This window comes from Paraburkholderia sp. GAS334 (assembly GCF_050436625.1).
Classification (GTDB): domain Bacteria; phylum Pseudomonadota; class Gammaproteobacteria; order Burkholderiales; family Burkholderiaceae; genus Paraburkholderia.
On sequence record NZ_JBNDMO010000008.1, the window covers coordinates 112,771 to 134,489 of the forward strand.

The following is a 21,719-nucleotide window of genomic DNA, read 5'->3' on the forward strand; positions in this document are numbered from 1 at the left end:
AACCCCATTTACATGCGTAACCGGATGTTAGGACACTTGCACATGTCGGCGCGATCTGGCGTTCGCCTCAAACCCGCCAGATCACGCCTGTCAGCCCACTGTCAGCCCACCGTCAGCCCAGTCAGACAAGCGGCCTGTCAGTAAGCCACCGTCGCGATCTGCCGGACGAAGCCGCCCTGTTCGAGTTCGTCGACGAATGCGATCGCGTAGTCTTCGGCGGAAATCTGGCTGTTGCCATCCTGATCGACGACCAGTACGTTCGCGGCCGTGCGGAACGTGCCCTTCCGCTCGCCCGGTGCGATCAGCGCGGCCGGCGCGAAGAACGTCCAGTCCAGGTCGCTGACGGTGCGGAAGTACGCGAGGGCGTCGCGGTGCGCGAGGGCGATCGCCTTGTACGCGTCCGGGAAGCCGTCCGTGTCCACCAGTTGCTTGCCGGGCGCGACTTCGAGCGAACCGGCGCCGCCCACGACCACGAGGCGCTTCAACCCCGCCTTGCGCACGCCCTCGACCAGCGCCTTCGACGCCGTCACGATCGCGCCCAGATCCGACTGCGGCGGTGCATAGGCGCTCGCGACGACATCGACGCCGCGGACCGCATCCGCAACACTCGCCGCGTCAAGCACATCGGCAGACGCCGCCTTCAGGTTCGCCACACCCGTCGGGACGCGCTCCGGATTGCGCGACAGCGCCGTCACCGCGTGCCCGCGACGCGCCGCTTCCGCCGCGATCCGCGAACCGACCATGCCCGTCGCGCCAAAGAGTGCGATTTTCAGTGCCTTGCTCATCGTGATACTCCTTTGAAATGCTTATATGTAACCATGTCGATTACATATAACGCGGAAAAAAGAGGGGCTTCGCCCCCCGTCTGAATCGTGTGTCTTCGAACTTCGCTTTGAACTTCGCTTTGAACATCGCCTCGCGCTATCCGCCCCAGCGACCCGGCGCCTCAGCCGCGCACACGCTTTTTGCGTTCGCGTTGCCGCTCTGCCCGCTCGACGTCCGCCGTCGCGTCCGCGAGCGTGCGTGACGCGAGTGAGGCTTCCATCGCCTGCTGCGCGTCGTCGATGATGTCGCGCAGCACAACCTGGATATTGCGCCCGACCATGCACGCCGGGTTCGGCTCCTCGCGATGCAGCGCGAACAGCTGCGCGTCATCGACGGCTCGATAAATCTCCAGCAGCGTGATGTCTTCCGGCGCGCGCGCCAGCAGCGCGCCGCCGCCCGCGCCGAGTTGCGACGTGGTGAGCCCGGCCTCGGACAGCATCGACAGCAACCGGCGAATCAGCACCGGATTCGTGTTCACGCTACCCGCGATGATGTCCGACGACAGCGGCACGCCTTCCTGTAGCGACAGCAGCGCCAGCACGTGCACAGCAAAGGCAAACCGGCTACTCGTATTCACAGCGACCGTATCCGACGACGATGTGTAACCATGGTAATTACATTTAACGGCTGCGTCAAATCACACTCACTTGTCCATCTGCTTCTGGGCGTCGGTCGAATCCGTCGAGGTGGACGTCGACGTCGAAGCCGACGACGAAGTGCCCGCGCTCTGATTCGACCATTGCTGAAGCTTGCGTCCCGCCGTCTGCAGGCCTTCCCCCGTCATCGAAGCCGCGTGATCGATCGCCGCGCCCGTAGCGCTGGCGGCGCCCTGCAGGTTGGCCTGCGCCGACGAAGCGAGACCGGCAGGATCGATCCTGATTGTCGGTGCCGACGCGGCGGAATTGAGATTCTGCTCGGCGGTCGCGCGCGTGGCGTCGACCTGCTGGCCGACATAGCTCGCGGCCTGGTCGAGTTTCTGGCCCGCGGCCTGCGCTGCGTCGTCGAGCTTGCCGCCGACCTGCCCCGCCGACGCATCGTTTTTCTGACACGCGGCAAGCGCGCCGAGCAGCGCCAGTGCAAAGGCCGTGCGGCGAATCACAGGGTGGGTGTAAATAGAGATCATCACAGGAGTGAGCCGCGTGGCGCGGCTTCGGTATACGGAAACGCCGTAATGATACGCCGTAGCGCGAACGGCCTGTTACACGCGCTTTTCGCCCCGCTTTTCGCAGGCTTTTCCCGCTGTTCATTGCGCTCGTCCGTCGTGGTTCTGTCAAGGACGATGGAGTAGACTGCGTGAACGTTCGATGTGTTCCACCCACAACTGGAGGCATGCGATGGCAGCGAAGAAGATCCTTTTTCTGACCGGTGATTTCGCCGAGGATTACGAAACGATGGTGCCGTTCCAGGCGCTGCAGGCAATTGGCCATGTCGTTGATGCGGTGTGCCCCGGCAAGAAAGCCGGCGACCGCATCAAGACCGCGATTCACGATTTCGAAGGTGATCAGACGTACACCGAGAAGCCAGGCCACCAGTTCGCACTCAACGCCACCTTCGACGACGTCGATCCGACCCAGTACGACGCGCTCGCGATCGCCGGAGGCCGTGCGCCGGAATATCTGCGGATGAATCCGAAAGTGATCGACATCGTGCGCCAGTTCGCCGAAGCAAAAAAGCCGATCGCGGCAGTCTGTCACGCGGCCCAGTTGCTCGCCGCCGCCGATGTGATCCGCGGCAAGCGGATCTCGGCTTACCCGGCCTGTGCCGCCGAAGTGAAAATGGCCGGCGCTGATTATGCGGATATCCCGATCGACGCCGCCGTGACCGATGCGCCCTTCGTCACCGCGCCGGCCTGGCCGGCGCATCCGGAATGGATCCGCCAGTTCCTCGTGCTGCTCGGCACGCGTATCGAACTGTAGAACGCCTCAGTTGGGCTGCGGCCGGACCGCAGCCCGGCCGCCGTCATCTTCCCTGCCCTGCCATTTGAGACCCGTCTGATTTTTCCGAAGAACGCGCTTGCCTATAGTCGCCGGTCGACTTTTGAGAGCCTTTCGATGGAACTGACAGACTGGATGATCATCCTTGCGGTCGCGTTGATGACGATCGCATTTTTCTGCACGCGCGCGCGCGCCAACTGGTCGCTTGAAAACCGCGTGCGACGCCTGACCGGAACGCGGCTGCTCGTGCAGGCCGCCCTCGCGCTGTGGTCCGCGCTGCTACTCCTCCAGCGCGGCGTTTTCGCGCTCGAAGACATTGCCGGGCTGCGTCTCGCGCCGCATACGGTCATGGCGGGTGCCCTGATGCTGATCGCCGTCGCCTGCTACTGGTCGGTGCGCGGCAGCAGGTTACTGAAACCGCGCCGGCTCTTCGCCGCGTCCTAACGCCACATCCTCGGGCCACGTCCCAGGGCCGCGCGTGAAGTCGCGTCCTAGGTTTTCGCTTCACTGACGGCGACGTCAGGCACGTCGCGCGTCTCCCTTGCGGCCTCCGGCAACGACAGATAAAACGTCGTTCCGGCGCCTTCCACCGACTCCGCCCAGACGCGGCCGCCGTGCCGCTCCACCACCCGTCGCACGAGCGCGAGTCCGACCCCCTCGCCTGGCGCCACGTTGCCATGCAGCCGCTGGAACGCGTTGAAGAGCCGCGGCAGTGCGACTTCCGGAATGCCGAGTCCGTTGTCCCTCACGTAGAAAATCCGCAGTGAATGCACGCCGGGGGGCGCCGGCGTCGTGCCGATCTCAATACGCCCTTCGCGCGACGGATTCAGATAATTCACCGCGTTGCCGATCAGATTGCCGAACACCTGTTCGAGCGCCGTCGCGTCGCCCCATACCGTCGGCAGTTCGCGCACGATGATCTGCGCGCCGCGCGCCCGGATCGACACCTGCATCGCGTCGATCACGCGTTGCACGATATCGGCGACGTCAACATGCTGTTGCCGGTACTCCACGCGTCCGACGCGCGACAGGCGCAGCAACGCGTCGATGATGTGCGATGCGCGCAGCACGGCCGTCTGCAGGTAGCGAAGCGCCTCGCTGATGTCTTCGTCGATGAGCCGTTCGATGTGCCCGCGCTGCGTCGCGGTCAGCGACGACGCGCGCACCGCCGCGCGCAGGTCGTCGCACGCGTGGATCAGTTCCTTCGAAAAGCCCTGCAGATTGACGAGCGGCGAGCGCAGATCGTGCGACACGCTGTGGATAAACATCTCGTTTTCCTGCGTCTGCTGCCGCAGCGTCTCGTTGATGCGTGCGAGTTCACCTGCGCGCCGGGCGAGATCGGACTGGAAACGCGCCTGCAGGCGATCGGCTTCGAGCAGGCGCCGGCTGGTTTCGTGCAGCGTCACGTCGAGCCGCGCAATCTCGTCCGTGCCTGGGGCAAGCGGCGCGAGCGGCTCGTTCCGCGCAAGACGTTGCGCATTGCTGGACAGCGCGGCAAGCCGCCCGCGCAGACCGCGCGCCAAAAGCCCAAACGCAATCCCGGCGAACAGAATCGAACCGAGCACCGCCGCGACGACCAGCATTTGCTGACGCTCGCGCGCCGTCGCAGCGGCCGCTGTACGTGCGATATCGAGACGCCGCTCTTCCTGCTGGAACGCAGTGATCCGCGTGCGGACGCGATCGAGCACGGCTTCCGCCGTCGGGTCGCGAAAACGGTCGAGCACTTCGGCGCGTCGCCCGGAGCGCAGCAGATCCTGAATCCGGTCGGACCATTGCCGGTAAGACTGGATCGCCTGGCGAATCTGCACGGCGCGCTCGACCTGCGACGGGTTATCCGCGACCAGTTCGACGAGCTGGTCGATCCGTCGGTCGATGTCCATCCACATCGCGATCGGTGTGGCCGCGCCGGCGTCGCCGGAGACGGCCGAGCCGCGTAGACGCACGGATTCGAACTGCACGGGATCGAGGATCGCGGTGGTGTGACGCAGCACGTCCTGGCTGTGAATCGCCCAGCGCTCCGCATTGGCCGCGTCGGCCTGGGCCTCGACGACGCCTGCCAGCAGCGCCAGTTCGAACAGCGCGGGAATCGCGATCAGCAACAAGCCTTTGGTGGTCAGTCTCATGCGCGCGAAAGGAAGGTCCAGATGCGGCGGACGCCGCTCCGGGACGGCCATTATGTCGGCGTTTGCACGGGATGACAAAGGCGCCGTTTCGTCTCGTTTGGAGACAGGCGGTCGTCGGCTTCACGTAAGCGCGAAAGGTGAAGCGTCGCTGAAATGCTGTCGTCAGCAAATCGAATCAGCGCGTAAACGAAATCGAAGATATTGCCCCGATACGAGACACACCGCGCCCACTTATAAGCCAAAAGCACCTTCATGGTGCATTTTAGTTTCGTTTCAAGGTCGTCTTCGAAACGAAGAATGCCGGCAAAAACCATACTGGTGCCAGCATGCACCGCGATAAACCGCAACGGGCCCCTATTTGGCCCACTTCTTGCGTTCCGTGCCCGGTTTTTGCGCAAAGCGAGACTCACGGATGGAAAGCTTGAAGACCGGCACCGATACGCTGTTTCTGTTGATCGGCGCCGCCATGGTGCTGGCGATGCATGCGGGCTTCGCATTTCTCGAACTGGGAACAGTGCGTAAAAAGAATCAGGTCAACGCGCTGGTGAAAATCCTCGTCGATTTTTCGGTATCGACGATCGCCTATTTCTTTATCGGTTACACGATTGCGTACGGCGTGCAGTTCTACGATTCCGCCGATGTCCTCGCCGCCCACAACGGCTACGCGCTCGTGCGCTTCTTCTTCCTGCTGACCTTCGCGGCCGCCATCCCGGCGATCGTTTCAGGTGGCATCGCCGAACGCTCGAAATTCAACCCGCAACTGTTCGCGACGTTCGTGCTGGTCGGCTTCGTCTATCCGTTCTTTGAGGGTATTGCGTGGAATGGCCGGTTCGGTATCCAGAACTGGATCGCCTCGACGTTCGGCGCGCCGTTCCACGATTTCGCGGGCTCCGTGGTGGTGCATGCGTTCGGCGGCTGGGTCGCGCTGCCCGCCGTGCTGCTGCTCGGCGCGCGCCACGGACGCTACCATCGCGACGGGCGCATCGCCGCCCATCCGCCGTCGAACATTCCCTTTCTCGCGCTCGGCGCGTGGGTGCTGGCGGTAGGCTGGTTTGGTTTCAACGTGATGAGCGCACAGACCATCGACAAAATCAGCGGCCTCGTCGCCGTCAACTCGCTGATGGCGATGGTCGGCGGCACCTTGACTGCGTGGGTCTCGGGCCGCAACGACCCTGGCTTCACATACAACGGACCGCTCGCCGGGCTGGTCGCGGTCTGCGCCGGGTCCGACGTGATGCACCCGCTCGGCGCGCTGGTGACGGGCGGCATCGCGGGCGCGCTGTTTGTCTACATGTTCACGTGCGTGCAAAACCGCTGGAAGATCGACGACGTGCTCGGCGTCTGGCCGCTGCACGGCCTGTGCGGCGCGTGGGGTGGCATTGCCGCAGGGATTTTCGGACTGCACGCGTTCGGCGGACTCGGTGGGGTATCGCTGGGCGCGCAGATCGTCGGTACGCTGGGCGGCGTTGTCGTGGCGTCGCTGGGTGGTACGGCCGTCTACGGCGCGATCCGCGTGACAGTCGGCCTGCGGCTCGACCAGGAAGACGAATTCAACGGCGCTGACCTGTCAATTCACCGGATCACATCGACGCCCGAGCGTGAAGCGGTCGGCTGATTTCTGGCTGATTTCTGGCTGAATATCGGCTCAACACCGGCCGGCCCGGTTCAATGCGCCGGACGGTGTACCCGATGGAACAGTGAAAAAAGCTTCGCCCTGCGCGGCGCCGGCTGGTCGCCGCCTAGCACGCCGAACTCTATTGGACAGCGCGTGTAGAACACGTGTACGTTTTCGCGCCGGATTGCGTCGAGCATCAACTCCGATTCGATTTCCGTGACCGCGAAAATGACCTGCATCGGCTGATCGGTCAGCTCGAAAAAACGCGCGGCGTGATGGACGCCCGCATGACTGACGCCTTCGGTGGCGGCGATCACGGTCGCGCCCTGAATGCCGGTATGTTTTGCCTTCGCGAGTAGCCAGTCGATCACGGGTTGCCGGCCGTGCCGCCGGTTCTGTTCCGTGTAGAACGTGAGTTGGTAGCCCTTCATGAGTGGCCTCCGGCGAGGGGCGAGGATACGACGGCGCGCCCGTCGTCGAGGCGTGGATCCTAACGGCGGCAGGCGTCTCGCTTTACTCTAGTTTACGCCGTTCACGACGCGACACCTTCGCGCGCGAAGCCCATCGCCGCTCGCCCGGACAGCCGCCCCGGTGATAGACTGCCGGCCGGAGATGGCATTCTCCGTTGTCCCTAAACCGCCCTCGTGGCTGATGATGCCTGCCCTCGCCCGGGAGACCGGCGGGCAGCGCCATGTCTGCCCGCAAACGATCCGGTTTATCGACCTGCCAGGACCTCTAACAACAATGTATCTGTCCATTCTTGCCGTCGGAATCGGCGGCGCACTTGGTTCACTTCTTCGCTGGTTTCTGGGTCTGCGGCTCAATGCCGTGCTGCCTGTATTGCCGCTCGGCACGCTCGCGTCGAACATCATCGCGGGATATGTGATCGGCATCGCGGTCGCGGTGTTCGCACGTTATCCGGGCATCGCGCCCGAATGGCGGCTGTTCGTGATCACCGGCCTGATGGGCGGACTGTCGACGTTCTCGACCTTCTCCGCCGAAGTGGTCGCCCATCTTCAGCTGGGCCGTCCCGGCTGGGCCGCCGCCGAGATCGCGATTCACGTCGGCAGTTCGCTGGCGATGACGCTGCTGGGTCTCGGGACGGTTGCGCTGGTTACACGGTGAGTGCGTTGTGACGCGGTCGGGCTTTGAATCGCCGCGGTCGCGCTAGAACGGCTGCTCGTGGGTTGGCTGATTCACCGGCTCTTCGCACCTCGGGTCGCCCTCATCCTGTTCACTGTCACATGGCAAGAACGGAGCTTGCCTTTCGGATAGCCGCGTGCGACGTGTGATAGCAATTGCCGACCGTTTGCCGCCTGACGCGTTCGGGCGAGCTTGAAACGGTTGGCTACCCTGGAATCGCACACCCCCTGTCGTTATTCCCCTCCATATTGCTGGTTTATCTTGTCGAGTTCACCCGACTGGCGCGCGCGCACATATTCCTGATAGACCTGAGCCCGGGTTTTGCCCATTGACATGCCTGTCTCGCTGGTCGTGGCCGGGACACCCCCGGCAGACTCTGTCGAAGACACAGCGGGACTGGTGGCCGGCGTTGCAGGCGACATATCCTGAGCCTGAACATACCCGAATGCGAGAGCGGCGACACTAACTGCTGCGAATCTGAGCGGGTTCATATCTATGTACTCCACGTAATATGGTTCGGTCTCTCGAACCAGGCAAGAGCGGCCGTTCCAGACAATGTCGACGCGGCCTCGCCGACGACCCGTACGTTCCCGTCGAGGCGAGCGGATCCAAAGCCGGTTTCTGGCACGCCCTGTGCAAGATACCGAACTTATCAGATGACTATGTGGGCAATGACGCGAGGCTGGTACCGGGCGGAGCAGAACGGTGCGCAATAAGTACGCTGGTGGCAGGACGTTGTAAATCCGCTAGCCAATAAGAACCATGCTGCAGTTCTGTTATAGGCCGCTGAGGCAGTGATTAACAGGATAATCGCGAAGCGGCAAATCCGGAGCGGCCGGGGTCGCGTCGTAATCGCTTACGGGAGCGCACACGATGAGGGGAACGATTCACCGCCCGCTCCGCCCGAGGCTGCGTTAGTGGTCGTGACGCCAATCACCTCGCGCCCAATCGTGATGGCGCTCCTCCCACTCTCGACGCGCCCAATAACGATGTCCGTCATAGTACCTGTCACCGTACCAGCCCGGTGTCACGACGACAACACCCGGAGGTTGGGCATACTCCGGTTGCGGCTCGACGTAGGGTGGTGCCGGCGCATACGTTGGCGCCGGCACTCCAATACCAACGCCAACGTCGACGTGCGCGAGTGCGACGGACGATACACCGATGCCAATACCCGTAACGAGGGTTATGGCGAACAGACGACTGGATGTGATGTTCATTCTGTCCTCCTTTCCAATAGGTATAGGCAGGTCAGTGCGGCTGCTTCCACGGAGACCCTGCTTCCATTAGTAGAGCTCGTAGTCGTGATGGTGGTGATATTCGCCGCCTTCTGGAACGATAATGCAGCCGCTCAATGCGCTTCCCAGACATATGGACACTAGCGTCAACACAAGGATTCTCTTCATGGAATGCCCCACCCGTTGGTCTTGAGACCACGCTATCGAGAGCGGGAATTACCGATGTATTTGTGTGTAACGAAACGTGTCGTATGAGCTTGCAGCCTTGTCGGCTCAGAGCAATCAGACCGGACGATCCCAACAGGGTGCAATACGTTTGCCTGGACTAGCAGTCAACGCGTAGCATCACTGACGTTGTTCACGCAAATCTCGGAGCAATGCGCATAAGCGGCGCATGGTATGGCAAGGTGTCTGAGACGTGCGCAATTGCGAGAGAAAATGGGGCAAGCGCCCCTGATGATTTGTTTCGATGAGTGCGTCATTTCATCCGGCCAGCACCCTTGAAACAGTCGGTTTCACAACTCACAAACCCGCGGCGCAACATCGGGGCCGTACGTCGCGGAGATAAAGCGCCGGAACCCAGGCAAGTCCACGCTCGCATCGCAGGCTTCCGCGTTTCGTTAACATGGCACCGCAGAAAGCGACCGGACGCAGTCGTTCCGGACGAGCGACTACAATCAGCGAGGCGTGGCGCGAACAGGTACTCACGGCACGGCATACGCTGCCGCGCCGCTCCTACTGAATCCGGAGGAATCATGAGTCGAACTGAGACTGCTTTGATTGTGGGTGCGGGAAAGGGATTGAGTGCTTCGCTCGCGCGACTGTTTGCGGCAGAAGGTATGCACGTCGCGCTCGCAGCCCGCGATACCAGCAAGCTGACGGACCTCGTCGACGAGACGGGCGCTCTCGCCTTGAATTGCGACGCCAGTCGGCCGGACGATGTCAAGGCACTCTTTGACCACGTAGAAGACGCATTCGGCGCTCCTGACCTCGTTGTGTACAACGCGAGCGGCCGCTATCGCGCGGCTGTCGAAGATGTCGAGGCAGAGAAACTTGAGGATGCGCTTAAGGTGACCGCCATCGGTGGCTTTCTCGTAGCTCAGGCCGCAGCGGTTCGAATGCTGGCCCGCGGCAACGGCACCATTCTCCTGACCGGCGCTACGGCGAGCGTGAAAGGTCTACCCGGTTCGACGCCATTTGCAATGGGCAAATTCGCGTTGCGGGGGATGGCCCAATGTATGGCGCGAGAACTCGCTCCGAAAAATATTCATGTAGCGCATTTTGTCATCGACGGCGGCATCGCCAGTAGCCGTCCTCAACCGGACGATGCCAGCCATGACGACAAATGGTTGGACCCTGACGCCATCGCCATGGAATACCTCCATATCCATCGCCAGCATCGTAGTGCGTGGACATGGGAGGTAGAACTTCGTCCTTGGGTAGAGAAGTTTTAGCGCGCATCTCGACCGTGGAACGGAGAAAGAGCCGGCTTCGCATTAACACCGAAAGCTTCGTACCCCCTCCGCGCCGGCTCAAGAACTATGTCGGTTATACCGTAACCGCCACCAGCGAGTCGTTTGACTCGCTGAATCAAGCAAAAAGACCGAGGAAGCGGAGTGCGGGGACACGTGGCACGGCCACTGGCGCAAGCGGCTTGAGGCCCCGGCTGCGCGGCGACAAAATCACCAACGTCGGATGGATGGCTCTAATCGGATGCACGTCCAGCGAAGACCAGCCAATCTGCAGGGTGGTCTACGCTCGCGAGGAACTCATCCAATCCAGCTCGAGAAAGCGAGACACTTGCATTGTTCTCAAGCGGGTGGAACAGAAACGTTGATTCTCCGGCCAGTTCCGAATCGATGACGAGTCGTACACGTTTGGCTTCATCATTGACCAACGCGAGGGGGCTCAGAGAGCCGGGACGTATCCCCAGCAACTCGAAGAGCTTGTCTGCGGATGCGAACGAAAGCCGCTTGCTGCCCAGCGCTTCGGCGACCGCAGACAGGTCTAGCGACTTCGTAGCGGTTGTCACTACAAGAAAGTGGTGGCCCTTCTTATCCTGGAGGAGCAGATTCTTGCAGCGTGCACCATCCAGCGAAAGCGTCAACTTCTCAGACTCGGCCATATTGAGCACCGAATCATGCTCCTCGCAGAAAAACGGTATATCCCTTTGTTTCAGGAGATTCAGTAGTTCGTCTTTTCCTGGCATGCTGTCGTTCATATAGAGTGAAGAGCGAGCCGACCCGGAGCGGCTCCAGGTCGGCTCGCTCGCAGCGAACGCTTACGCGTCAAACACTGGATACGACGCCTTGCGGATTGCCGCGACGGTGTCTTCCTTAGAAAGCAGTCCGGACTCGTCCAGAATCGAGACCAAAGAGCGACCTTCGGCCACGGATTGGCGCGCAAGCTTGCTTACACGAGCGTAGCCAATCTTCGGAACCAGTGCCGTGGCAACTGCCATGGATTCCATCAAATGCTGCTCGTTGCGCGCAACATCAGCCTTGATGCCCGTGACGCACTTCTGCGCGAAGCGCTGAATGCCGTTTGTGAGCAGCGCGATGCTGTCGAAAACGCGCGACGCGACCACGGGCTCGAAATGGTTGATTTCCAGTTCGCCATACTGCACTGCCTGCGCAACTGCAACGTCATTTCCAACAACCGCAAAGCTCAGCTGAATCATCGCCATCGGCAGGACAGGATTGACCTTACCCGGCATGATGGATGACCCGGCCTGCGCTTCCGGCAGCTTCAGCTCTCCAAGGCCGCCGACAGGACCCGACGACAGGACTGTCAGGTCAGACGCGATTTTTGCGAGAGAAACAGCGCAAGTACGAAGTTCAGCTGAAACGCGTGAGAACACATCCATGTTCTGCATTGCATCGAACGAATTCGCCGGTGCCTGGTAATCCACACCAGTGATGCTGCGAAGGTGCGTGTACACATTGGCACGGTAACCCGCGGGCGCGCCGAAGCCGGTGCCAATTGCGGTGCCGCCCAAAGGAAGTGTTCGGAGCTTGTCGCGGACCGCCACAAGTTCCTCTGCCAGACGCTCCGTCAGAGACGCGTAGCCGCCGAAGAGTTGACCCAGTCGCATCGGCTGGGCGTCCTGCAGGCAGGTCCGGCCCAGATGCAGCACGTCAGCGAACTCAGTGGCCTTGCTATCAAACAGTGCTGCAAGCTGCGTGACCTCTTTGATTAACGGGTCGAGCATTGCGTACGTCGCAATTTTCAACGCCGCCGGATAGGCGTCGTTCGTAGATTGGGACAGGTTGACGTGGTCATTCGGATGAATCACTTCATAGTTTCCGGCTGCATGACCCAAAAGCTGCTGGGCGCGATTGGCGATGACCTCGTTGAAGTTCATGTTGGTGGATGTCCCGCCGGACCCCTCCATCAGGTCGACCACGAACGAAGAGTCAAAGTGCCCCTCGATGACTTCCTGGCACGCTTTGACGATGGCCTCACATTGCTCTCTGGTTACGACCTCGTTGTCGCGGTTGGCCAGCGCAGCAGCCCACTTGACCTGGGCGAAAGCGTCCCGGAACTGCGAGTAGTGAGCGATGCTCAGAGACGAAACCGTGAGGTTGTCAACGCCGCGAACCGTGTTAACTCCGTACAGCTTGTCAGCTGGAATGGTGACCTCGCCGACATGGTCACGTTCAATTCTTTGTTCACCTTGAGTGAGCTTATTCATAGGAATTCCTTTCGCCAACGGTAATAAGGTTCTCTATTTCTCCGCCTAAGGCTTTCAGCCTCGGCATGAATGACGTTTCAATTACCTCGCGCGCTGTATCGCAAGCGTCATCGAAGAAAGCGTTGTATTCGTCCCGGCGCGCCACCAGATAGAGTGAGCGCTCCAGTCCCAACTTCTCAACCACATGGGTCGCAACGTTTCCTGCATGGGTCACTCCCTGAAGAAGACACATCGGGGACGTGATGGCCCATCCAATTCCTTCCGCGACCATTGAAGTCAAAGCATCGGCGTTGTCCAGTTCAAGCCGGTTCGGAAGTCGTACTTCAATCCGTCGCAAATACCGCTCAATCTGCATTCCAACCTGCGATGTGCGATTGAAACGAACGATGGGCAGACTGTTGCCAAGCGCTCGCACATCCTCGATGGTTCGCACGGGCTTTCTGTGCTCCTTCGGCGTTATGACAAAGTAGCGCTCCGAAAAAAGTCGATACCGAACTACATCATTGGCGTCTATCAGCGGGTCGCTCGTGACGATCAGGTCCAGGTCGCGGCGCAGGAGTGCCTCTCCCTGCTGCGGACTCAATCCGGTACGTATCGACAACTGTGAAACTTTTCCCAGCAGGTTTTTCGTAAATACCGAGCCGCAAGTAGACGCGAACGAATCGACCAGTCCGATGCGCAGGTCCGGTTTGATGCCGCGGCCGGCTTCGACAACCTGTGCCTTCAGATTTGCAATCTCTTCGCTTAAAACGGCGCCTCGATTCCTAAGTGCAATGCCAAAGGGTGTTAGCGCCAGTGGCCGCGTCGTGCGGTTCACCAGCACGACGCCCAGTTCTTCCTCGAGTTGCCGAATGATTTGCGATACGCCAGATTGAGATATACCCAGCCTGGCTGCCGCCGAGGACATGCTTCCCTCTTCGGCGACGGCGACAAAGACCTGTACTGCATGCATATCGATGGGTTTGTTTGGCGACATGGCGCGTCCTGACAAGAGCGTACTGGCCTGTGTTCTCGCGTCCGGACCGCCGGCTTTCGATGGGCAATCAGAACCGTGTTTTGCTGCGGCCCAACGCTGAGGTAGCGATGGATGTGTCATGTCGCTCTTCAGCTATCGGTTGGTCTTCTCCAGCAGCATCGGACTTTACGTCCGAGAGGTTTTCCTCACCAGTTTCCGGAGCCAGCATATGACAGAAGACTCCGCCGAACAGCAGCACCGCAACACAGACACCCAATGCAGCGTGAATGCCAACGTGCTGAACTGCGAGCGGCAGCAGGAATGTGCTGATGGCCGAACCGAAGCGGCTTGAGGCGACGGCCAGGCCGACGCCAGATGCTCGAAGGTGCGTCGGGAAGAGTTCGGGCGGATAGACGAATTCGAGGTTTGCTGCGGCCGACAGAATGCATGCGAAGAGCCCGAACGCCAGCATCGTGCCGATGGGTCCAAAGCTGGCGTAGGCGAGCACAGCCAGGGCAAACGCCGCAAAGTAGAAGGTCCCGATGAGGAATGTGCGACGGGAGAGCTTATCGATGAGCAGCAGGCCAATCACTGCGCCAGCAAAGAGCAGGATGTTGTAGACGAGGCCGCCCACGAACTTGTCTTTTACTTGCAGAGCCTCAAGAACCTTCGGTGAAAAGGTGCCCAACGCAAAGTAAGGAATCACCTGGCACGTGTAGAAGACGCAGCCAACGATAGTGTTCTTGCGCCAACGCGGCGAGAACAGCTCCGACCAGGCGCCGCGACGCTGTTGAGGCGCCACGGTCGGCTTCGAAAGCATGACCTCTCTACCGAACTTGCGACGGATGATGGCAAGCGCTTCATCGCCGCGACCTCGCTTCATCAGCCACATCGGCGATTCGGGCACGACGAGCCGGAACGGAAGAATCAGCAAGGCCGGAACTCCACTTGCTGCAAGCATGAGGCGCCATGCGTCAGGGCCGATATCCCGCATCGCGAAGCCGGCCAGGTAGGCACCGACGTACCCGGCGGCCCAAGCCGCCGCGAGCACGCTAAGCAGACGTCCACGATAGCGACGAGGCGAATATTCCGTCACAAGGGATTTGCTTACAACGTAGTCGGCGCCGAGAATGAACCCGAGCACGAGGCGCAAGACCAGCAACTGTGCAGGTGACGTCACGAAATACTGAGCGGCTGAGACTACCGCGAAGAGCAACATGTCGAACGCAAAAATCGTCCGGCGGCCATACTTGTCCGCAATCGGGCCCGCCAGCATGCTGCCAAAAAAGAGTCCCGCAAGCGACGCCGCCCCGAGCAGTCCCATCCAGAGAGCATCGAGATGAAGCGGACCGGCAGCCATGCTGACGGCAATACCGATAATCCCCAGCACGAAACCATCACTGAACTGGCCGCCCGTTCCGCTAAACGCGACGCCCACGTGGAATGGGCGCAGCGGCAAATCCTCCAGCAACACCTGTTTGTTCACAATCGTCTCCTGTGTCTCTCGTTCTGGCGCTCAAGTCAGCAGCGCCTTGGAAACCAGTTTATGGTGACGAATTCAAGAAAACAGCATGTCGCGACCTAGTATCACTAATTCTAATACTGAGACCCAGCCGTGTTGAAGTTGCACAAACACCAGGAAGCGACGGGTAGCCGTGCCGCCGGATTGGGCGTCAATACTGTCGCCAATATCGAAAACCGGGCACCCAATGCGGGGCGGTTTGCGCATCGACCTCGACGTGACAGCGCAGCCCGGAATTGCTGCAACGTGGCATAAAAGGGAGGAAACCCGCAGACTTTGTTGCACGCAAAGGGGCATTTTATGAATGCCGCAGACCTTGTTGTGCCGCAATACGGACGAAAAAAAAGCGCCACGTAACCGTGGCGCCTTAAAAAGTTCTAGCCATTCCGAGGGCCGTGCTAGAACCTGAGAGACGGGATCCGAAATTCGATCTTGCCCATCCGGCTCTGCCTAAACCCTTAAGCTCCAGCCTGAATCCGCACTCCGTGCCGTTCAGCCATGCGACAAAAAGATTCAAAACAAAGATGAGTAGCTCGTCTTTCGAAATGAGGTTCCATTTTTTATGTTTAAGCTGACTAAGTCAAGCAAAAAGTAGCCCACGCGTGCGCGTGCGCACTGAACCTTCCGATACAATGAATCTTCATAAGAAAACCGCTGGAGACGCTGTTTGAATGGGCTTCGCAGGGTTTTGCGCAGCCCGGATGACGGGTCGACCAGAGCGATTAAATTGAAATACAGTTCCATAAAAACGACATGAACAAGCGACTCACGTCCATCGGCAACGCTGATCCCCTTCAGGAAAAGGAAGGCTCCGGCGACGAAGTGACAGCGCTGGCGCGTGGCCTCACCGTCCTCCGGCGGATCGCCGCCGCCGATGCGCCGCTCAGCAACCGCGAGCTGACCGAATTGACGGGTATTCCCAAGCCGACCGTGTCGCGGATCACCGCGACGCTCGTCGGCGCCGGCTTCCTGTTTCGTCTGCCCGACAGCGAGCGCTTTGTGCTGACGTCATCGGTGCTCGAACTGAGCAACGGCTTTCTGCGCAACTTCGATATCCGCGCCCGCTCGCGGCCCTTCCTGATCGAACTGGCCGAACGCACTTCGCTGTCGGTGCATCTCGCCGTGCGCGACCGGCTCGACATGGTCGTGATCGACGCGATCCGGCCGCGCTCGGCTGTACTCGTATCGCGTCTCGAAGTGGGATCGCGGATGGACATGTGCCGCACGGCAGTCGGCCGGGCGTATCTGGCCGCGCTCAGCGACGCGGAACGCGACAAGCTGCTGACCGGCGTGCAGGCCGCCACCGGCGACGACTGGGGCCACCTGAGCAACCGCTTGCACACCGCGTTGCAGGAAACCGCCGCGCAGGGTTATGCGATTGCCGTGGGCGAGTGGCACGAAGGCCTGAACGCGATCGCGGCGGGCTTCATCGGACCGTCGGGGGAACGCTATGCGGTCAACTGCGGCGGCTCCGCTCACCAATGCCCGCGTGAATGGCTGATGGAACGCGCGGCGCCCGCCCTCCTCGAATGCATCGAGAAAATCGTCTATGAGATCGGCGGCACGCCCGGCCGGCGACTCGATACCTGACGCGATGACGAAAACGCTGCGTGCCGGTATCTCCCACCTTGCACATCTGTAACCAGGGTAATCAAACGAAAAATACGCCGCTGGACTGTAACAAGGGACGGGACGTAGCATCATGCTTTCAGGCGCGGCGGGCAGCGCCGCCGGCTTGCCGGGCGGCTCACCGCATGCGGATCAAGGGGTTACGCAAGCATCCCACGCGGTCTCCGGCGCGGGACGCAGTGTGGCCCAAAGCGGCCTTCGCGCTGGCCTCTTGCCCCTGCCGAACATTACACGTGTAACCCCTTTTCCCCGCGCCTCGCGTAGCATCGCGCAGGCACGGATGTCGACGCTACGGCCGATGCGTGAGGGCCGGCACATCGTGTGCGGACGACCGAACGCCGTCCGCTACCGGCCGCCCGCGGCCGGTAGCCTGCAACCGGTCGTCTGCAACCCGTGATGCCGTGCATGTGCCGCGTATCGCGCCTTGCCCCATTCCATATTCCAAGCCAGCCACCTGACTGAACCGATGGACGAACAACAAAAGCTTTCGGAAACGCCGCGCCGCCTTGATCCCGCTCAACGACCGCCCGGCGCCACTGACACTGCCGGCGGCCCGGGCGGCACCGGCAGCGACATACCGCCCGGCCCGAAGCGCCACCGGGGCCGCATGATCGCGCTGATCGTCGCGGTGGTGGTGATCGCGGGCATCGTGCTGGTGCGCTGGCATCCATGGGGCGCCCCGAGCGGCGCCGCAGCGCCTGGCGGCGCCAGCGGTGCCTCTGCGGGTCGTGGCGGCCGCGGCGGCGCCAATCAGGCCAACGTGCCGCAGCCGGTCCACGTCGCCGCGGCGAAGCAGGGCGAAATGCCCGTTGTGCTGACTGCGCTCGGCACGGTCACGCCGCTGGCGAACGTCACCGTGCGTACGCAGTTGAGCGGCATCCTGCAGACGGTCGCCTTCCAGGAAGGTCAGATGGTCAAAAAGGGCGACGTGCTCGCACAGATCGACCCGCGTCCATATCAGATCTCCCTCGACAACGCGCAGGGCACGCTCGCGAAAGATCAGGCGTTGCTGCAAACCGCGCGTCTCGACCTGAAGCGCTACCAGACGCTGCTGTCGCAGGACTCGATCGCGGGCCAGCAGGTCGACACGCAGGCCTCGCTCGTCAGACAGTACGAAGGCACGGTCAAGTCGGACCAGGCGAACATCAATACCTTCATGCTCGACCTCGTCTACGCGCGTATTACCGCGCCGGTGTCCGGACGTGTCGGTTTGCGCCAGGTCGATGCGGGCAACTATGTAACGCCGGGCGATACGAACGGCATCGTCGTCATCACGCAGCTTCAGCCGATCAGCGTGCTGTTCACGACCTCCGAAGACAACCTGCCGGCGATCACGAAACAGATCCGCACCGGCACGAAGATGTCGGTTACAGCGTATGACCGCAGCAATACGACTTCACTCGAAGCCGGCTTCCTCGAAACCATCGACAACCAGATCGACACCACCACCGGCACCGTCAAGCTGCGTGCAACGTTCCAGAACCCGAACGGCCTGCTGTTCCCGAACCAGTTCGTCAATACGCGCCTGCTCGTCGACGTCATCAAGGACGCGGTCATCGTGCCGACTTCGTCGGTGCTGAACGGCTCGATGGGACAGTTCGTGTATGTCGTTAAGCCGGATAACACGGTCACCGTGCGGCCGGTGAAGGTCGGGCCGGTCGACGGCGAACGCACCAGCATCAAATCAGGTCTGCAGGTTGGCGAACGCGTCGTGATCGACGGTTCGGACCGCCTGCGCGAAGGCGCGAAGATCACCATTCCGGCGGACAGGCCGAAGGGCGCTTCGGGTGCATCCGGTGCGGGTGCATCGGGCGCCGCCGCGGCTTCCGGCGCATCCGGCGCGCATGCTCATCGTCACAAGCAGGCGTCGCAAGCGTCGGCGGAATAAGGTACGGCTGATATCGCATGAACCCATCCCGCGCTTTTATCCTGCGTCCGGTCGGCACCGCCCTGCTGATGGCGGCGATCATGCTGGTCGGGCTCGTCGCGCTGCGCTTTCTGCCGCTGTCGGCGCTGCCGGAAGTCGACTATCCGACGATCCAGGTGCAGACCTTCTATCCGGGCGCGAGCCCGGACGTGATGACGTCATCCGTCACCGCGCCGCTCGAACGGCAGTTCGGGCAGATGCCGTCGTTGAACCAGATGTCGTCGCAAAGCTCGGCGGGCTCGTCGATCATCACGCTGCAGTTCAGTCTCGATCTGCCGCTCGATATCGCCGAGCAGGAAGTCCAGGCCGCGATCAACGCGGCGGGCAACCTGCTGCCGTCCGACCTGCCCGCGCCGCCGATCTACGCGAAGGTCAATCCCGCCGACGCGCCGATCATCACGCTCGCCATCACGTCGAAAACGCTGCCGTTGACGCAGATACAGGATCTCGCCGACACGCGTCTCGCGCAGAAGATCTCGCAGGTAGCGGGCGTCGGTCTCGTGAGTCTCTCGGGCGGCCAGCGGCCTGCTGTGCGGATCCAGGCGAATCCGCGCGCGCTTGCGTCGTACGGTCTGAATCTGGACGACCTGCGCACCACGATCTCGAACCTGAACGTCAACACGCCGAAGGGCAATTTCGACGGCCCGACGCGCTCGTACACGATCAACGCAAACGACCAGCTAACCGACGCTGAGGCATACAAGAGCGCCGTCGTCGCGTACAAGAACGGCCGCCCGGTGATGCTGACGGACGTCGCGAACATCGTGCAGGGCGCGGAAAACACGAAGCTCGGCGCGTGGGTCAACAACACGCCCGCGATCATCCTGAACGTGCAGCGCCAGCCGGGCGCGAACGTGATCCAGGTCGTCGACAACATCAAGACGCTGCTGCCGCAGTTGCAGCAGTCGCTGCCCGCCGCGCTCGACGTCGAGGTCGTCACCGACCGTACGACGACCATCCGCGCCTCCGTGCGCGACGTCGAGTTCGAACTGCTGATGTCGGTCGTACTCGTTGTGCTCGTGATGTACCTGTTCCTCGCGAACATCTACGCGACGATCATCCCGAGTCTGTCGGTGCCGCTGTCGCTGATCGGCACGCTCGCGGTGATGTATCTGTGCGGCTTCTCACTCGACAACCTCTCGCTGATGGCATTGACGATCGCGACCGGCTTCGTGGTCGACGATGCGATCGTGATGATCGAGAACATCGCGCGCTATGTCGAGGAAGGCGATCCGCCTTTGGAAGCAGCGTTAAAGGGTTCGAAACAGATCGGTTTCACGATTATTTCGCTGACGGTGTCGCTGATCGCCGTGCTGATCCCGCTGCTCTTCATGGGCGACGTGGTGGGCCGCCTGTTCCACGAATTCGCGATCACGCTGGCCGTGACGATCGTGATTTCCGCCGTCGTCTCGCTGACGCTCGTGCCGATGATGTGCGCGAAGCTGCTGCGTCACACGCCGCCGAAGGAAAGCCATCGCTTCGAGGCGAGAGCGCACCAGTTCATCGATTACGTGATCGGCCGTTATGCCGTCGCGCTTACGTGGGTGCTGGACCGTCAACGCTCGACGCTCGTCGTCGCCGTGCTCACGCTGGTGTTCACCGCGCTGTTGTATGTGGTGATTCCGAAGGGCTTCTTCCCGGTGCAGGACACGGGCGTGATCCAGGCGATCACGCAGGCGCCGCAGTCGGTGTCGTATCAGTCGATGGCCGAGCGTCAGCAGGCACTCGCCGCGCAGATCCTGACGAACCCGGACGTGGAAAGCCTGACGTCGTTTATCGGCGTCGACGGCAGCAACATCACGCTGAACAGCGGCCGGATGCTGATCAACCTGAAGCCGCGCGACGAACGCAGCAACACCGCGAGCAACGTGATCCGCCAGTTGCAGCAGGACGTCGCGCATATCCCGGGCGTGTCGCTGTACATGCAGCCGGTGCAGGATCTGACGATCGATTCGACCGTCAGCCCGACGCAGTATCAGTTCATGCTGACCGACCCGAACATCACCGAGTTCGCGACGTGGGTGCCGAAGCTGGTCGACCGGCTGAAGCAGTCGCCGGAACTCGCGGACGTGGCCACCGATCTGCAGCAAAACGGTCAGTCGGTGTACGTCGAAATCGATCGCGCCACGGCCGCGCGTTACGGCATCACGCCGGCCACCGTCGACAACGCGCTCTACGACGCGTTCGGGCAGCGCATCATCTCGACGATCTTCACGCAGTCGAACCAGTACCGCGTGATTCTGGAAGCGCAGCCGACGATGCAGCATTACATCGAATCGCTGAATTCGATCTATCTGCCCTCTTCCACCGCTTCGGGCGGACAGGTGCCGCTGAACTCGATCGCGAGCTTCCATGAGCGACCGTCGCCGCTGCTCGTCACCCATTTGAGCCAGTTCCCGGCTACGACGGTCTCGTTCAACCTGGCACCGGGCGCATCGCTCGGCGCAGCGGTAAAAGCGATCGATCAGGCAGAAAAGGATATCGGCCTGCCCGCGTCATTCCAGACGCGCTTCCAGGGCGCGGCGCTCGCGTTCCAGGCGTCGTTGTCGAACGAACTGTTCCTGATCCTCGCCGCGATCGTCACGATGTATATCGTGCTCGGCGTGCTGTACGAGAGCTTCATTCATCCGATCACGATCCTGTCGACGCTGCCGTCAGCGGGTGTCGGCGCGCTGCTCGCGCTGCTGATCACCGGGCACGATCTGGACATCATCGGCATCATCGGTATCGTGCTCTTGATCGGTATCGTGAAGAAGAACGCGATCATGATGATCGACTTCGCGCTCGAAGCCGAACGCGATCACGGCAAACCTCCGCGTGAGGCAATCTATCAGGCCGCCCTGTTGCGCTTCCGTCCGATCCTGATGACGACGCTCGCGGCGCTGCTCGGCGCGCTGCCGCTGATGCTCGGCACCGGCGCGGGTTCCGAGCTGCGCCATCCGCTAGGGATCGCCATTGCAGGTGGTCTGATCGTGAGCCAGTTGCTGACGCTGTTCACCACGCCCGTGATCTATCTCGGCTTCGATTCGCTGGCGCGTCGCGCACGTGCCCGCTTCCATCGTGGCGATGCGCCGAAAGACGCGCCGCCGCCGGCCACCGACGCGGGGAACTGAG

At 61.5% G+C, this 21,719-nt stretch carries 19 protein-coding genes and 1 riboswitch; of the genes, 8 read left to right on the forward strand and 11 right to left on the reverse strand.

Translation table 11 applies throughout. The features are described 5' to 3' along the window. Positions 1-137: 137 nt before the first annotated feature. The 3 genes from P3T21_RS16680 to P3T21_RS16690 all read right to left on the reverse strand — a co-directional run bounded on the left by P3T21_RS16680 (position 138) and on the right by P3T21_RS16690 (position 1,948). A complete protein-coding gene (locus P3T21_RS16680) occupies positions 138-785 on the reverse strand; it encodes an NAD(P)-dependent oxidoreductase (RefSeq protein WP_429257029.1) in 648 nt (215 codons plus the stop codon). A 161-nt stretch (positions 786-946) separates the two neighbouring features. Then, positions 947-1,402, reverse strand: a complete 456-nt coding sequence (locus P3T21_RS16685) for an Rrf2 family transcriptional regulator (protein ID WP_429257030.1) — start codon at positions 1,400-1,402, stop codon at positions 947-949. Positions 1,403-1,468: 66 nt separating this feature from the next. After that, a complete protein-coding gene (locus tag P3T21_RS16690; protein ID WP_429257222.1) occupies positions 1,469-1,948 on the reverse strand; it encodes a hypothetical protein in 480 nt (159 codons plus the stop codon). A 211-nt stretch (positions 1,949-2,159) separates the two neighbouring features. Here P3T21_RS16690 and P3T21_RS16695 point away from each other — a divergent pair, with 211 nt between their 5' ends. Together P3T21_RS16695 and P3T21_RS16700 are read left to right on the forward strand one after the other, a co-directional pair. After that, positions 2,160-2,741 (forward strand): DJ-1/PfpI family protein, encoded by a 582-nt coding sequence (locus P3T21_RS16695; RefSeq protein ID WP_429257031.1) that lies wholly within the window; start codon positions 2,160-2,162, stop codon positions 2,739-2,741. A 135-nt stretch (positions 2,742-2,876) separates the two neighbouring features. Continuing rightward, entirely contained in the window at positions 2,877-3,203 is a 327-nt protein-coding gene (locus tag P3T21_RS16700) for a hypothetical protein (RefSeq protein ID WP_429257032.1), read from the forward strand. A gap of 47 nt (positions 3,204-3,250) precedes the next feature. On the opposite strand, the gene P3T21_RS16705 is transcribed toward P3T21_RS16700, so the two are convergent. After that, positions 3,251-4,882, reverse strand: coding sequence for a sensor histidine kinase (locus P3T21_RS16705; protein ID WP_429257033.1), 1,632 nt, complete (start codon positions 4,880-4,882; stop codon positions 3,251-3,253). Between the two features lie 412 nt (positions 4,883-5,294). Between P3T21_RS16705 and P3T21_RS16710 the strand changes: the two genes are divergently transcribed. Beyond that, positions 5,295-6,497, forward strand: coding sequence for an ammonium transporter (locus tag P3T21_RS16710; protein ID WP_429257034.1), 1,203 nt, complete (start codon positions 5,295-5,297; stop codon positions 6,495-6,497). 50 nt (positions 6,498-6,547) lie between these two features. On the opposite strand, the gene P3T21_RS16715 is transcribed toward P3T21_RS16710, so the two are convergent. Beyond that, complete coding sequence (locus P3T21_RS16715; protein WP_429257035.1) at positions 6,548-6,928, reverse strand: DUF190 domain-containing protein; 381 nt, start codon at positions 6,926-6,928, stop codon at positions 6,548-6,550. A 168-nt stretch (positions 6,929-7,096) separates the two neighbouring features. Further along, positions 7,097-7,165, forward strand: a riboswitch (Fluoride riboswitch). Between the two features lie 76 nt (positions 7,166-7,241). Between P3T21_RS16715 and crcB the strand changes: the two genes are divergently transcribed. Continuing rightward, entirely contained in the window at positions 7,242-7,622 is a 381-nt protein-coding gene (crcB, locus tag P3T21_RS16720; protein WP_429257036.1) for a fluoride efflux transporter CrcB, read from the forward strand. Positions 7,623-7,873: 251 nt separating this feature from the next. Here crcB and P3T21_RS16725 read toward each other — a convergent pair whose 3' ends face one another. Together P3T21_RS16725 and P3T21_RS16730 are read right to left on the reverse strand one after the other, a co-directional pair. Continuing rightward, entirely contained in the window at positions 7,874-8,131 is a 258-nt protein-coding gene (locus tag P3T21_RS16725) for a DUF4148 domain-containing protein (RefSeq protein WP_429257037.1), read from the reverse strand. Between the two features lie 423 nt (positions 8,132-8,554). Further along, the gene (locus P3T21_RS16730; protein ID WP_429257038.1) at positions 8,555-8,860 is read right to left on the reverse strand and encodes a hypothetical protein; all 306 of its coding nucleotides are present in this window, start codon (positions 8,858-8,860) and stop codon (positions 8,555-8,557) included. Positions 8,861-9,633: 773 nt separating this feature from the next. Between P3T21_RS16730 and P3T21_RS16735 the strand changes: the two genes are divergently transcribed. Further along, positions 9,634-10,332, forward strand: coding sequence for an SDR family NAD(P)-dependent oxidoreductase (locus P3T21_RS16735; RefSeq protein WP_429257039.1), 699 nt, complete (start codon positions 9,634-9,636; stop codon positions 10,330-10,332). Positions 10,333-10,583: 251 nt separating this feature from the next. Here the strand turns inward: P3T21_RS16735 and P3T21_RS16740 are convergent, their stop codons facing one another. The 4 genes from P3T21_RS16740 to P3T21_RS16755 all read right to left on the reverse strand — a co-directional run bounded on the left by P3T21_RS16740 (position 10,584) and on the right by P3T21_RS16755 (position 15,013). Further along, positions 10,584-11,099, reverse strand: a complete 516-nt coding sequence (locus P3T21_RS16740; protein ID WP_429257040.1) for a prolyl-tRNA synthetase associated domain-containing protein — start codon at positions 11,097-11,099, stop codon at positions 10,584-10,586. 60 nt (positions 11,100-11,159) lie between these two features. Further along, a complete protein-coding gene (locus tag P3T21_RS16745; protein ID WP_429257041.1) occupies positions 11,160-12,572 on the reverse strand; it encodes an aspartate ammonia-lyase in 1,413 nt (470 codons plus the stop codon). Then, positions 12,565-13,548, reverse strand: coding sequence for a LysR family transcriptional regulator (locus tag P3T21_RS16750; RefSeq protein ID WP_429257042.1), 984 nt, complete (start codon positions 13,546-13,548; stop codon positions 12,565-12,567). Before P3T21_RS16750 ends, P3T21_RS16745 begins: the two co-directional genes overlap by 8 nt. A 67-nt stretch (positions 13,549-13,615) precedes the next feature. Continuing rightward, the gene (locus tag P3T21_RS16755; RefSeq protein WP_429257043.1) at positions 13,616-15,013 is read right to left on the reverse strand and encodes an MFS transporter; all 1,398 of its coding nucleotides are present in this window, start codon (positions 15,011-15,013) and stop codon (positions 13,616-13,618) included. A 789-nt stretch (positions 15,014-15,802) separates the two neighbouring features. Here P3T21_RS16755 and P3T21_RS16760 point away from each other — a divergent pair. The 3 genes from P3T21_RS16760 (at position 15,803) to P3T21_RS16770 (ending at position 21,718) form a co-directional block, all read left to right on the forward strand. Continuing rightward, positions 15,803-16,639 carry an IclR family transcriptional regulator gene (locus tag P3T21_RS16760; protein WP_429257044.1) on the forward strand — a complete coding sequence of 279 codons (837 nt, stop codon included), beginning with the start codon at positions 15,803-15,805 and terminating at the stop codon, positions 16,637-16,639. A gap of 505 nt (positions 16,640-17,144) precedes the next feature. Next, on the forward strand, positions 17,145-18,566 hold the full coding sequence (locus P3T21_RS16765; protein ID WP_429257045.1) for an MdtA/MuxA family multidrug efflux RND transporter periplasmic adaptor subunit: 1,422 nt from the start codon (positions 17,145-17,147) through the stop codon (positions 18,564-18,566). A 17-nt stretch (positions 18,567-18,583) separates the two neighbouring features. Then, a complete protein-coding gene (locus P3T21_RS16770; RefSeq protein ID WP_429257046.1) occupies positions 18,584-21,718 on the forward strand; it encodes an MdtB/MuxB family multidrug efflux RND transporter permease subunit in 3,135 nt (1,044 codons plus the stop codon). The last annotated feature ends 1 nt before the right edge of the window (position 21,719 follow it).